At 43.7% G+C, this 12,526-nt stretch carries 12 protein-coding genes; 7 read left to right on the forward strand and 5 right to left on the reverse strand.

Features of this window, described 5'->3' with window-relative positions; all coding sequences use genetic code 11:
- Window positions 1-279 precede the first annotated feature (279 nt).
- From EA58_RS13735 to EA58_RS13755, 5 genes are all read right to left on the reverse strand, one after another.
- Window positions 280-1,011 (reverse strand): replication initiation protein, encoded by a 732-nt coding sequence (locus tag EA58_RS13735; protein WP_036753881.1) that lies wholly within the window; start codon window positions 1,009-1,011, stop codon window positions 280-282.
- Window positions 1,012-1,653: 642 nt separating this feature from the next.
- Window positions 1,654-2,367 (reverse strand): hypothetical protein, encoded by a 714-nt coding sequence (locus EA58_RS13740; RefSeq protein WP_036753883.1) that lies wholly within the window; start codon window positions 2,365-2,367, stop codon window positions 1,654-1,656.
- Window positions 2,368-2,378: 11 nt separating this feature from the next.
- Window positions 2,379-2,960 (reverse strand): hypothetical protein, encoded by a 582-nt coding sequence (locus EA58_RS13745; RefSeq protein ID WP_036753886.1) that lies wholly within the window; start codon window positions 2,958-2,960, stop codon window positions 2,379-2,381.
- Entirely contained in the window at window positions 2,944-3,567 is a 624-nt protein-coding gene (locus EA58_RS13750; protein ID WP_036753888.1) for a hypothetical protein, read from the reverse strand. The genes EA58_RS13745 and EA58_RS13750 overlap by 17 nt, the downstream gene beginning before the upstream one ends.
- 10 nt (window positions 3,568-3,577) lie before the next feature.
- Window positions 3,578-4,144, reverse strand: coding sequence for an exonuclease domain-containing protein (locus tag EA58_RS13755; protein ID WP_036753891.1), 567 nt, complete (start codon window positions 4,142-4,144; stop codon window positions 3,578-3,580).
- Window positions 4,145-4,772: 628 nt separating this feature from the next.
- On the opposite strand from EA58_RS13755, the gene EA58_RS13760 reads away from it, so the two are divergent.
- The 7 genes from EA58_RS13760 to EA58_RS13790 all read left to right on the forward strand — a co-directional run bounded on the left by EA58_RS13760 (window position 4,773) and on the right by EA58_RS13790 (window position 12,493).
- Window positions 4,773-5,024 (forward strand): 2Fe-2S iron-sulfur cluster-binding protein, encoded by a 252-nt coding sequence (locus EA58_RS13760; RefSeq protein WP_036754175.1) that lies wholly within the window; start codon window positions 4,773-4,775, stop codon window positions 5,022-5,024.
- 155 nt (window positions 5,025-5,179) lie between these two features.
- On the forward strand, window positions 5,180-6,142 hold the full coding sequence (gene tilS / locus EA58_RS13765) for a tRNA lysidine(34) synthetase TilS (RefSeq protein WP_051642103.1): 963 nt from the start codon (window positions 5,180-5,182) through the stop codon (window positions 6,140-6,142).
- 129 nt (window positions 6,143-6,271) lie between these two features.
- On the forward strand, window positions 6,272-8,257 hold the full coding sequence (locus EA58_RS13770; protein ID WP_152548050.1) for a hypothetical protein: 1,986 nt from the start codon (window positions 6,272-6,274) through the stop codon (window positions 8,255-8,257).
- A 412-nt stretch (window positions 8,258-8,669) separates the two neighbouring features.
- Window positions 8,670-9,914 (forward strand): GmrSD restriction endonuclease domain-containing protein, encoded by a 1,245-nt coding sequence (locus EA58_RS21025; RefSeq protein WP_051642104.1) that lies wholly within the window; start codon window positions 8,670-8,672, stop codon window positions 9,912-9,914.
- A complete protein-coding gene (locus tag EA58_RS21030; protein ID WP_051642105.1) occupies window positions 9,898-10,941 on the forward strand; it encodes a DUF262 domain-containing protein in 1,044 nt (347 codons plus the stop codon). Before EA58_RS21025 ends, EA58_RS21030 begins: the two co-directional genes overlap by 17 nt.
- Window positions 10,942-11,393: 452 nt before the next feature.
- On the forward strand, window positions 11,394-11,621 hold the full coding sequence (locus EA58_RS21600; RefSeq protein ID WP_152548051.1) for a hypothetical protein: 228 nt from the start codon (window positions 11,394-11,396) through the stop codon (window positions 11,619-11,621).
- Window positions 11,622-12,265: 644 nt separating this feature from the next.
- Window positions 12,266-12,493, forward strand: a complete 228-nt coding sequence (locus tag EA58_RS13790; protein ID WP_036753898.1) for a hypothetical protein — start codon at window positions 12,266-12,268, stop codon at window positions 12,491-12,493.
- Window positions 12,494-12,526 lie beyond the last annotated feature (33 nt).

Here is a 12,526-nt window from a genome sequence, read left to right on the forward strand (position 1 = left end):
ATACCTGTGAGATACTTTTACCTTATGCATCCTGGCCTCGGCCTCCCTGGGTCTATTTGATTGGATGAACCATCTATCTGTGTGTCGGTCCGTTTGCATAGAGATATAAAAACACAAATGGCCAATAATTCAACATCGATTCTGTGCGCAACCTCTAATACTGGTGAAGACTGGACAACTTCAGGATAGATTGCCTCAACTTGTCATGTTGCAAGACGAAAGAGAAGCCGGAAACTCAGATCATCTCGAAGTGAAATTCTGAACCGAGATCAATCCCGTTCAGGCGATAAGCACCTGATCTTCATGAAAGTCATCTTCATTCCCCGTGAAGTGAGCAAAGTCTTCTTTCGGAGGGCGAACAGTATCAGCTAATTCAAATTCCAGAATGATTTTTGAAACCTTTCGGCCAGTTTTTTCTGTCTTGATGTCGAACTTCTTCTTCAGCAGCCCATACTTGATTAACTCTTTCTCTGCTTTCAGCAAAACATCTCTTCGCAGGGTTGAATAATCTTCGCTTTTACAGTCAGTCAGCCTTTTCAGGCTCTGAGGTGTCATGTACAAAACCCCTGTGTCAGAGAACCGGATTAAGCGCTCAAACATCTTCACCGTATAAACACTCCGAAAAGGTTTCAGAAGCTCAATCGGTATCCGGTACATAAACCCGGTCTTTGCCAGATGCGCATTAATCAAAAATGGCATTGCGCGTGCGTTCAGCCACACAACGATCGTGTCATCAATCGTTTTGACTTCCTCAAAAACGCTTCTCAGGCTGGAGTCATCACAACGGATGTGGGTGGTGATCAACTCTTTGAGGCAATGCTCTTTCACCATCTGCTTCGCTTTTCTCGGATTCGCAAGTTCCCAGGAGGAGAGGAAATCTTTGAAGTCGATGAAGAACCTTAAGGCATTTTCATCCTGAGTCAGCTTTTTTCGAAAATACTTGATGACATTCTCAGCGCTTTCGTTTTCCAGACAGGCGTAATCCAGTGGAATCACCGCAAGAAAAGACATGCATACCCTGTATGAATGAATATTCGGGAAAACACTGAGTTGTGAAAACGTGTTAGAGAGTTGCACCTTCGACTGACTGTGCAGCCTCAAAGGTTGTTCATTAGACAAATTTCGTACTCCAGATCCTGTCATGAGTTCACGATATTACCACATGAATGGCATCCGACAAGATCGAAGATCGTACCTTTTGCTCTGTTTTCGCGTACCATTTCCTCAGGGTTCCGTACCTTTTGCTCTGTTTTTGCGTACCTTTTACTCAGGGATAAGCAATGTAACTAATTGAGTATTAAGAGAAAAGTGGCACTCTACAATAAGATCAATACAATTAACTCTTACAATTAAATGAATAACAACGTGATTTCTGCGAAAGCCGAGGCCAATGACGACCACGATAAGATCCATCGGACGGGAATGGTTTGTCAGCAGAGGAATTCGGGTGCCTCTCAATCTTGTTGTCTAACCGTACCTTTTACTCAGAATAAGCGTACTTTTTACTCAGGTTTAGTAGATCAGACGCTCAACAAAAAACCAATAAGATATTGATGAACAATAAAAAATAAGAGAATCAAAGAGGAAGGCTATGAATTGAGCCGGATGCTGCCAGGAAGAGAAGGGCGCTTATCAGCGCCCAGTTTTTGAAGGTTAGAATTTGTAGCTCGCTCCGAGCGAGTAAACACTATCGAGTTCACTACCAAACGCGATGTTTACGCCCATTGCCAGGTTTTGGGTTGCATAGTAGTCCAGTCCAAAGCGATAGGTCATGTCATCATGAACATCGTATATTTTGCCATCAATGATTGGGTCTTCATCTGAGACCTCAAAATCTGCCGCAGCATACCCAACAATACTGTCAGAAAGCTGGCCATTTATCTTCACTGTTCCGAAGAATGAATCGTTCTCTATCAACTTGATATCAGATGCCGTTCTGGCATATCTGACACCGGCCTGAATTACGTAATCATCAGAGGTGATCAATGGAACGAGGAATTTTGCGCGAATCTGCTCAATCTGCTCCTCGGTTTTTACACCAGCATGATCAAGTTCGGTCTCGTGATCTCTGTATGCCACAGAAAATTCAACATCTTTGATGGAAGCGCCAAGCTCGACTTCAAATCCACGGCTCTCAGCGTGTTCATTGACCCCCATATATCTCACGGTCGCATAACTTGAAATAATATCAGGAGAGAATTTGTCGAGATCCCGTGATGGACCTTGTATAGACTCACCCATTTTGATACTTGTTGATTCTTCTGAAGGTGCTTGTCCGTGCGCTTCAGAGTAAGTTTTAGCCTCGTAAGCAAAGGGGCTTGACGAAAATAGTACGCTGAGCGCAATGAGTGATAATTTTTTATTCATATTGTTTGTTTTTAATTTTTCGTCGCTAATATTTTATCTCTTTCCTTTTCAGCGATAGATTTTAAATTCCCATCACTAAAGGAGACGATAAAAGCAAACTTTCCTTTCTCAATATCGCTTGGCGTACAACCATACTGTAAATAATGTTTCTGCTCAGGGTTGTATCGGATAACAATATGAGGGTTTTGATTTGGGGGTATTTTATATCCAAGCTCATTTAATTGACTGAAAGTCTTGAACTTAGATAATGATTTGTCAGCATATTCTCTGGTGAAGTACCGTAGCGATGCCGTACAGGATTCCAGATTATCTTCTACTTTACTCGCCTCAATGATTGCAACTTTCTTTGAGATTGGCGTTAAATAAGACGCATAGTTTTTAAAAGGAATCGCTGATTCCTTACTTGGTTTATAAAGATATGTTAAGGTTCCATCTCCCGAAGGAACCTCTTGAGATACATCTTTATGCACTAGGTCACCATTCAATGAACCACCAAGTGGTTGTTCAAAGAAGGTATCAAAATCCTGCGCGAAAGCCACAGCTGATAATGGGATTGCCATGAGAAAAGCACCCGTTTTAAATAAATTCTTCATCAAGGCTTCTTTTTATTTCTTTTAATAAATTTTCAATGCTTTGAGAATAGCCTTTTAGCAATCCAAACTCCACATGCTCAAGCGTTTTTTCTCCAGAACTATCTGAAATGTAGTATGTATCTGTAATTTTTTGCGTCACCGGAACCCAGTGTCCCATTCCATATACAGTTGGAATGCAAGTGATGCTGATTTTTTTGAATGCCTGACCGACTTTTTCACCGTATACATCTAAGTTGAGTTCGCATCCGTGGTCTTTATTTTTGTACTGTTTTATTGCCGCCTGCAAAATACTTTTCCCACTATGTTCAATGACTGCCTTTTTAAATTGATGCAGCTCTCCTGATTTCATTGCCTCAGAATAAAGCTTTGTAAAGTCATGAAGATCAATACCACTCTGATTTCTTTTCAGAAAGTCTTGCGCTTCACCGGCAATGGTTATAGCGTGATTCGCCTGATCAAGCAGGGTCGCTCTGATGGATTCCCTCTCTGTATTCAATACAGCTTGCTTGATGTGTTCGATGTAAGAAATATCACTGACACTGAGGTCTTTCGCTTGCCCATTCAAGGACATCAGCATCACAGGTAGAGATAACAATATTTTTTTCATGGTACATTCCTCAAATACAATAAGTCTTTACTATTTTTGCGAGTGCTCGCGCGTCATCTAAAGCTGAATGATGGTTTTCAATATAATCACCACAAAAGTCTTCAACGACCTCACGAAGGGAGTGGCGAAGCCTCGCACTTGGGACATTGCGATAAAACTGATATTGCGCATCAAAGTAGGGGGACTTCGTCAATTTGTGACCGTTCGGTAGAGAAACCATCCCTGCTTTTGTTGACAGAATTTCTTTATCTCGTTTCCCCCACGAGCACCATTTCAAGTCTCCCGGGGACAACACTGCCTGTTGGCTGACAAAATCGTTCATCATACGCATCGCTTTTTTCAAATCTGGCGCAGACACAAAATCTGATTCGTGCAATGAAAGAAAATCTAATGTTGTGGGACAAAAGTATTCAGGCTTCACATGTGTTTGAAAGGAGCCAACCTCCTTCCCAAATTCGTCTACAGCCACAATTCCGATTTCATAAATATCGACACGTTCGTTCTTCTTTTTCCCATAGCTGAACTCTAAATCCAGACAAAGTGTTCTGGCAGGTGATCTTTCAAATTTTTTACACATGATTTTTTTGTTGAAAGATAGAAAACTGGACTGCTGAATTCAAATACACGAAAAAAGGCAGAATTAGCCCCATCTCCGATGCCGAATTTCGTATGAATCTTACCCATTACATGGACTTAGACTCCAGATGAAAACGAAGCCGTGAATTGAACCGTCACCATGAAAAGGGCGTGCTGAGTTGCGTCAGCTTTTATGGTGAAGGGAACCGAGACATATTCACGATTAAACTTTAGAGTGCCTATTAGGAGTTCGACCAAGAATGTCGCCCACTTTCACACAGATACGCGCCGAAAATACGAGGTCTTTGCTTCACAATAGACCATTCGAAAACCTCATTTTCTCGGATCTTTTTACAGTTCTTTATTACAACTAGTTTTCTTGATGACAATATGTGATTTAAAACAATCATTTAACTAAAACTCCAACCCATTCACACTCATGCGTTTTATTTGTCCTGAGCCAGAAATCTGGTAGACTGCGGCAATATAAGGACAAAAACAAAAAAAGAAGGTCAAAAAACGATGTCTTCAATCAAAGTAACAAAGCGTGATGGTCGTTACATGCCATTGGATATTGAAAAAATTCACAGGGTCTTCGATTGGGCGTGTATTTGAAGGATTCACACTTGATGGCTAACGACCGACTGACGCTGCCGTCTTGTCAGGTCCGTGTTCTGAACGATAAACCCATCTTGATCGCTGCGGCTAAATCTGGCGTGCTTCTGGATTATCACTGTGCAGAGGGCCGTTGTGGCGCATGCATGAAAACACTGAAATCAGGGCAGGTTTTCTACCGAGACGGAACACCGATCGCCTTCATCCCGCAAGGGAAAACTTTAACCTGTCGCGATTTTGCTGAAAGCAACTTAGAAATTGAGTAACCGAATGAAAAAAACGAAAAGATTCATGCGCAAGATCTACAACTACTGGTACAAATCAGCGCGTCTCGGATTTCATCAGTTCAATGATGAATTCCACTACAGACAGCAGATCTGGACCCTGAAAAAATAATGACAGCGCAAAGCAGAGAAAAAACATGACACTCTTCAGTCAGGAAACCCAAGCCGCGCTTATCGCGCATGATGAATTTGTTGTGGGGCTCAGTGGTGGCGTAGATTCCGTTGTTGCGCTTGATTGCATGAATGCTTTCGCTAAATCCCATGCAAGTCCTCTCAAAGTCAGGGCGATTCACGTTCACCATGGATTCAGTGACAACGCAGATAACTGGCATGCGTTCTGTCAGGCTGTTTGCGACAAATATGGCATTCCGCTAACAACACTCAAGGTTAAGGTTGATGGCTCGAAGAATCTCGAAGCCAACGCAAGACAGGCGCGGTACCGTGCCATCAAAAACAATTTATCTTCATCAGAATGCCTCATCACGGGGCATCATGAAGATGATCAGGCGGAAACCATTCTGCTCGCCCTGAAGCGGGGAACCGGGCTGGATGGACTTTGTGGCATGGCTCAATTCAGCATTGTTCATGAGATCCCGATTTTTAGGCCCCTTTTGTCTGTCAGCAGAGATGAAATCGAAGCCTACGCTCAACAGCTCAATCTGGAATGGATCGAAGATGAGAGCAATACAGACACCCGCTTTGACCGGAATTACCTTCGCCTGGAAATCTTACCGCGACTCAAGGAAAGGTGGCCGGCTTTCTCTCGAACAGTTGGCCGCACCGCTCAAATGTGCCAACACTCACGAGAGCTGACAGAACACTTTGCTGAAACGGATGTTCAGAGGGTGGTTGCGCAAGGCTTTCTCTCTCTGGCAGACATTCAATCGAAGCCTTCCAGTTATCAATTTTACATCCTCCGGGAGTGGTTCAAACGATGTGGCATCGCCCCTCAGGCACTGGCTCGGATGAGAGAAATTGAAAGGGCGGTGATCGGTTCGCGATACTGGATGAATCCAAAACTTGAGCTGTCCAAAGGGGTTTGGCTGCACAGAAAAGGAGATAAAATCTATCTTTCTGTCGACAAAAGTGCCGGGTGTTGAATGCAGTGAAAAGTGCCTCTCACTAGGAGTCCTTATCTTACTACAAAAGACGTGCGGTTCTTGCCGCCGAGCGCGCTCTCTGATTACACTTAGGCCAATCCTCTCATCACTTACAAAAATAAAAATTTTATGAAGACATATCCTAAATGTGCGCTGGCTCTTATGCTCGCAGCATTGTTTTTATCCGGCTGTGAAAACGGCAATAATATTCACGACACGAGTGAACCCGCGCCACCTGTAGACCCAACCCCTGTCGATCCGCCGCCAGTCACACCGCCAGAAGAAACAGTGCTGGTGGAATCGGTTTCTTTTTCGGGTCAGTTTGCACCGCATGCAACAGTAGCCATAAATTTCCAGTGCACCGGCTGCGACATGAAGGCCACAAAATTCTCATGGAAAGTCACCAAGCGCTCAGACCCGACCTACCTCAGATCGTCGATGCAGAAAACACTCGACATTCTGGAAGAAGAAGCGAACGCTCAAATCACCTTCACGATTTCGCCTGTTGATCTGGATGGCAACCTGCAGAAAGACGTGGTGAAAATGTTTGATCTTGAGAAAGGCGAAGGCTTTGACCATGCAGAATTCTTCCATTTTGGAAAAGATGGCTACGTGATTCGACTCAATGACAACATCTTCATGTCTTCCCAGAACGCAGAAACCATGTCGCCCAAGCGGGTTTACCTGCTCAACAAAGATGATTCAGGCACAAAAGATTTTGCCATTGGAATGCCTTCATTGCGTGAACCTAGCGGTTCTTTCCTTCGAAAAGAACTGTACGAGTTCCCAAATCAACGCTGGGGAATTGCAATCAACGTCAACGGTGAATCTCAGGAGCTGACTGATTTTGAGGGCGACGACTATGTGCTGGATTGTGGTGACGAATACTTCACCTACAAAGGCACAAAAGTTTCCCGTTATGACAGCGCAAACCTCAGTGTCGCGACAAACACTTATGAAGCGGGCGCACTCACGGATGTAAAAGCGTATTGCGGTCATGGTGTCGTGTTTGAAAAATCAGACAACAAAGCGGTTTATTTCCCGAAAAAAGGCGATTCAAGACCAGAAACATCCATTGAGATCTTCGACATGGTGCCAGAGACCTTTTTCACAAATCAAGCATTCAGCGGATACCTGACCTCGAAAGGTGAGCTAAAACTGCTCGGTCAGGATCTGCCGCCATTAGCTTTCTCTAAACATGGTATTCGAAAGGTCTACAACAACATTTCAGCCACAGAGATAACCCTCGAATTTGAAGACGGCACGTTTTACCGCGTCGGCGACTTCGGAGCCAAATTCCTTGAGGTTGTTCCGGCTGGCACATCAACAACAGTGCTCGGCGTGAATGCTCAGACACCGCGCGCCCCGGCAGATCTGAACCTTGTGGACTTCTTATACCTGAGTAATGGCAATATACTGACTTCCGGCGAAAGTGCAGAAGGTCGTTTCTATGAGCCAATGACCAACAAGTCATGTGCCGATTGGTTGAACGAAGCCGCAAATGATGGGACATTGAAGGGCGTTGATTTGACTGCGGCAGCAGGCAATAGCGCACAGCTCATGATGGCAACGGACAAAAATGGCTATCTCTACGCTTGTCATCCAGATAAAGCCTCAGTCAACATTGATGACAAGATGACGGAACAATCAATCAGCACCAGTTACACGCAAATGAAGCATTCGAAAGGCACCAATGAGGTCTACCTTCTGGATCAAAACAATAACACGCTGATGGCTTACACAGTTTCGGTAGATGCACTTGGTAAGCCGGCTTTTACGGAATATCCGCTCGACAATATTGATAACAGCGTTGACATGCTTGGCTTTGGGGAAGCGAATCAGGGCTCGAACCTCAACGTCATCCGGGCTGATGGCACCCAAATTATTTTAGGCCCAATCGCGGAGAAGACAGGGGACAAATCCATTGTATTTCGTGGATACGAAGCCTGGAATCACCTCAATACCTTGTGTTCAAATTCTCAATGCACATCCATTCACAGTAATGGGGCTGGGGATGTGGGCATTGCAGTCATCAACAACGCAAACTCAGTGATTCGATACACGTATGAGGGCATACTCAAAGCAAAAGAAGAGACAACAACTTCCCCTCAGTGACAAAACGCTCACATCAAACGTCAATTCAAAAGCGAACAATACGGTTCGCTTTTTTAATGCCCATCAACATCTGCCAGAACAGAATAAAAACGGCTTCACTTCAATTTATCTGCCTTTCAATGCTCCCATTCATTGATCGATACATACCATTTACACCCTGTGATACGAGATGAAAATTTCATGATTGTTGTCAAATTATCTTTGGAAAAATCTTTTAAGAAAATTCTTTTCTAAAATAACATCAGCGTCCCTCGAACGATAATAATATTCATATCAAAAAATAAGAAAAAAGCACGAAATATCCTCAATATTTCAATTAATTAAACATCAAAACCGGGCGTGAGTTGCGTGACAATATAAAAACTCATATGTCATACTTTTTCCAAATGTCACCAATTTACGAGAACTCACTGTGCAATACGTTAAAGCTGATGAGAGTGTTCGAAACCTTGTAGAAAATTACAGGGGCGGAGAACTCATCCTGTCACCCAGCTTTCAGCGAGGTTATGTTTGGTCTGCGAAGCAGGCAACGAAGCTGATTGAAAGTATCCTCATGTCTATTCCCATTCCGTCTATATACCTGTATGAAATTTTGGATAATTCAGACAAAACAGTGCGTGAAGTGATTGATGGAAAGCAAAGACTCACCAGCATCATCTATTTCGTTTTAGATAAGTCGCCCTGGCAGGGTGGAAAAAAATTCCGCCTTCAGTCTAAATACCCAGAGCTCAACGGAAAAACGTTTGCAACACTGACTGTTGAACAGAAGAAAAAAATCTATGGCACCAAACTCAGGACGATCGAAATCCCGTCAAGTATTGATCCTAAAATGAAGTACACACTTTTTGAACGCGTGAATGTGGGCTCTGTCGCCCTGAATGCCCAGGAGATACGAAACTGTATCAGCAGAGGGGCTCTGAATGATTGGTTAAATGCAACGGCAGCGTCCCTGATCTGCACCCGACTGATGGGCGACATCGGTAAGAATACACGAATGGAACGCCAAGACGCGCTGCTTCGGATGTGTTGCCTGTATTCAGAGTGGAACGGGCAGGGCGATCTACCCGATATGAGCAAGTCACGCTTAGATAAATTTATGCGTAAACATGCGGGTCTGACAGAAAAAGACATGGAGCCCATGTTTAAATCAGTGACAACGTCACTCAAGAGAGCTTTAACCATCTTTGGCGACGATGCTTTTAAAACGCATCTGGGCTTTGATGCACGCGCCCTTGTTTCAACCTGTGTCTGGCTCATGCTGCAAAATGATCTCGTAACACATAACGGATTGGCGGATCGACTCAAAGAAGGTTTCGAACTTTCTAAATCTGACCCTGACTTCAGATCAGCCTCAACCAGAGTGAAAGCTTCTGCCATCTTCAGTTATCTGAGCGCATGCCTCAACGAACAAGCGGTGCGACTTGATCCGGTTCGGCGCTTTTCAAGAGCATTTGCACAGAAGCTTTTCTTTGAAAGCCAGGACAAATCATGCGCCATTTGTTCAAACCAAATCCACAGTTTTGATGATTGCGATGTGGATCATCGTATCCCCTGGGCACTGGGCGGAAGAACACATGCTGATAATGCACAATTAACCCACGGCAGATGCAACCGGCAAAAAGGAATAAGGGTAGGTTTCAATGGCTCATCTTTGTGATTTGAATATTGGCTTTGAGGCATCTGATGAAGCGGTCTCGTCTTTGATTCACCGTTATGACGAGGGGGATCTTGTGATTGATGTCGATTGTCAGCGGGGTGACGTCTGGGATACCAAAAGGGCATCGAAGCTCATTGAAAGCGTTTGCCTCGGTCTTCCTTTACCCATTTTTTACACGTATGAATGCGAAAATTACTCTGAACTCATTGATGGAAAGCAGCGCTTTTTATCATTTCTGAAGTTTGTGAATAACGAATATAAGCTGAAGAATCTCAAGACGCTGAAGCAGCTCAATGGCAAGTATTTCAGAGATTTAAAGCCATCAGAACAACGACAGATCAAAAACCATAAACTGCATGTATACAGTACACATGCCGATTCAGACGAAGCAAAGTATGAAATTTTCGAAAGACTCAACACTGGCGGTACAACGCTGAAGTCTCAGGAAATCATTCTTGGCCTGAACGAGGGCGCTGTTTCAGCGTTTGCGAAATCAGTCTCGCAGAAAATGATTGAGAGCAAAGTCGAGAGGGCATCTTCGAACAAACACAAACAACTCGATTCCAAAGTGCTGCAGTTAATGTTCTTCGCGGACAATGAGCTGGACTCCACAGTCGCCACGTCACATAAGAAAATTCTTCATGAAGTACTCAACTCACCAACATACGAAGAGAAGCTCACAAGTGAGTATGTTGACGAAGCGGCGAGAATGCTTTCACTCACCAAAGAGTCCAGCTACAGAATGAGCAAGCGCCTCTGGCCAGAAAGACCGAATCCCAAAGAAAACCACTCCTTCAGAGAAGTTCTGACCCATGTCTTTTCAAAGGTCAGCGTTTTGGGTACGGCTTTAGACAGTGACGCTTGGCGACACATTGCGAAGCCGATAGAGAACCGGTTCGTCCAACTCATCCAGGAAAATGAAGAAAATTACTTCGCGTTTACGAACAGCACAGGCAGCCGGCCTGCACGAAGAATAAAAGCCAGCATCTCTGAAGAACTTTTAAAAACGATGGATGAAATCGTTTAGGTTGAGAAATCCATTACCATTCCTGTGAGCGCAGCAATCATCAGACAAAGTACACGCATGGATGCACTTTGTCTGTCACTGACTACGGAATCATCGTATTCAACATAAATTTAACATAAAGTATATAATTACTATCTCACCATCGTGACCCATTCTTGCTTCGCAGAATCACTCACGATGGTGACATTAATTATATAAAATCAATAACTTAATTCACATAATCTATATTATGTTAAATGTGTAATCTGGTTAATCATGGGTTGGTTATGGCGCGATCAATCATCCTTCCATCTTTGCTTCCTCTCCGGTCAAGTTATTGTGTTCAGCCTCTCCTTCTATGAAACGTTTAATTCATTGCTATCAGATGATGTTCATAAACAATTGAATGACTATCGGTTCACATGCATAATTACTGCATTCATTAAAAACACAACTTTTGGACGAACATTTCAATGAAAGATCCAGCAAAAACAGCCCGCATAATCAAAGGAATACTCAATCTTGTTGGTTTCATTCTGGTTACTTCCATGCTTGGTTTCGGAACATACGATTTCATGATGAGTCGATACTGCGCTAATGCTCACGGCATCACCACAGGAAAGAACGATAGCTGGATGATTGAAGTCTGTAAAGAATCATACTGGGATAACCGATATGGCGGTCGTGACGGGTGGGAATAACACTTACATAGGCCTTTGAACATCTCCATCAAGCAGTTCAGCGTTTGATGCTGATTTGATGCCAACAATGCTCAAGCGGCGGCCCTTGCCTCACCGCTTTGAGCATTGTCATAACAACAGTTTAATACTGAATCTACCCTCACTTATTTCAACATCGCGACACCCCCGATATCCACTGAGATAATGAAGTTTGTCGAACTTCAAATGAATCAACGCACCATTGCTCAATCCCACTGCCCTTCTGTAATACATCCGTTTCATGATTGACTGGTGTTGTTGAATAAACAATTGAATGAATATTGTGTTGTATGCATAATTACTGCATTCATTAAGACACAACGTTAGGACGAACGATTCAATGTCACCAGAAACAGCTCGCAAAATCAAAATAATCATCGGACTGGTCGGTTTTATTCTGGTTTCCTGTATGCTTGCTTTCACAGCATACGACTTCATGATGAGCCGATACTGTGCTAATGCACATGGCATCAACACGAGGCCGGATAGTAGTTGGATGATTAAAGTCTGCAAGGACCACTACTGGAGCAACCAATTTGGTGGCCGTGACGGGTGGGAATAACCAGACCCGGTAAAACATTCCATGCATACGTACATCAAGACAAAACTCTAAGACGAACTATTCAATGGCAAATCCATCAGAAACAGCTCGCAAAATTAACATGGTCATCGGCCTGGTAACTTTCATTCTGGTCACCGCAGGGTTTTCTTTCGCAACATTCGACTTCATGATGGGGACATTCTGCGATAATGCTCACGGAATCAATACTGAGTACGTTGGTGGCTGGATGATTGAAGTTTGCAAAGACCACTACTGGGATAACCGATACGGCGGCCGTAACGGGTGGGAATAACACTTACTCAGGTCTTCGAACATCTCCATCAAG

The organism is Photobacterium galatheae, from assembly GCF_000695255.1.
GTDB classification, from domain to species: domain Bacteria; phylum Pseudomonadota; class Gammaproteobacteria; order Enterobacterales; family Vibrionaceae; genus Photobacterium; species Photobacterium galatheae.

Bases quoted from the DNA above. Each gene is read 5' to 3' on its own strand.
- EA58_RS13735 (WP_036753881.1), bottom strand. From the start codon at position 1,011: ATGTCTTTTCTTGCGGTGATTCCACTGGATTACGCCTGTCTGGAAAAC.
- EA58_RS13740 (WP_036753883.1), bottom strand. From the start codon at position 2,367: ATGAATAAAAAATTATCACTCATTGCGCTCAGCGTACTATTTTCGTCA.
- EA58_RS13745 (WP_036753886.1), bottom strand. From the start codon at position 2,960: ATGAAGAATTTATTTAAAACGGGTGCTTTTCTCATGGCAATCCCATTA.
- EA58_RS13750 (WP_036753888.1), bottom strand. From the start codon at position 3,567: ATGAAAAAAATATTGTTATCTCTACCTGTGATGCTGATGTCCTTGAAT.
- EA58_RS13755 (WP_036753891.1), bottom strand. From the start codon at position 4,144: ATGTGTAAAAAATTTGAAAGATCACCTGCCAGAACACTTTGTCTGGAT.
- EA58_RS13760 (WP_036754175.1), top strand. From the start codon at position 4,773: ATGGCTAACGACCGACTGACGCTGCCGTCTTGTCAGGTCCGTGTTCTG.
- tilS (WP_051642103.1), top strand. From the start codon at position 5,180: ATGACACTCTTCAGTCAGGAAACCCAAGCCGCGCTTATCGCGCATGAT.
- EA58_RS13770 (WP_152548050.1), top strand. From the start codon at position 6,272: ATGAAGACATATCCTAAATGTGCGCTGGCTCTTATGCTCGCAGCATTG.
- EA58_RS21030 (WP_051642105.1), top strand. From the start codon at position 9,898: ATGGCTCATCTTTGTGATTTGAATATTGGCTTTGAGGCATCTGATGAA.
- EA58_RS21600 (WP_152548051.1), top strand. From the start codon at position 11,394: ATGAAAGATCCAGCAAAAACAGCCCGCATAATCAAAGGAATACTCAAT.
- EA58_RS13790 (WP_036753898.1), top strand. From the start codon at position 12,266: ATGGCAAATCCATCAGAAACAGCTCGCAAAATTAACATGGTCATCGGC.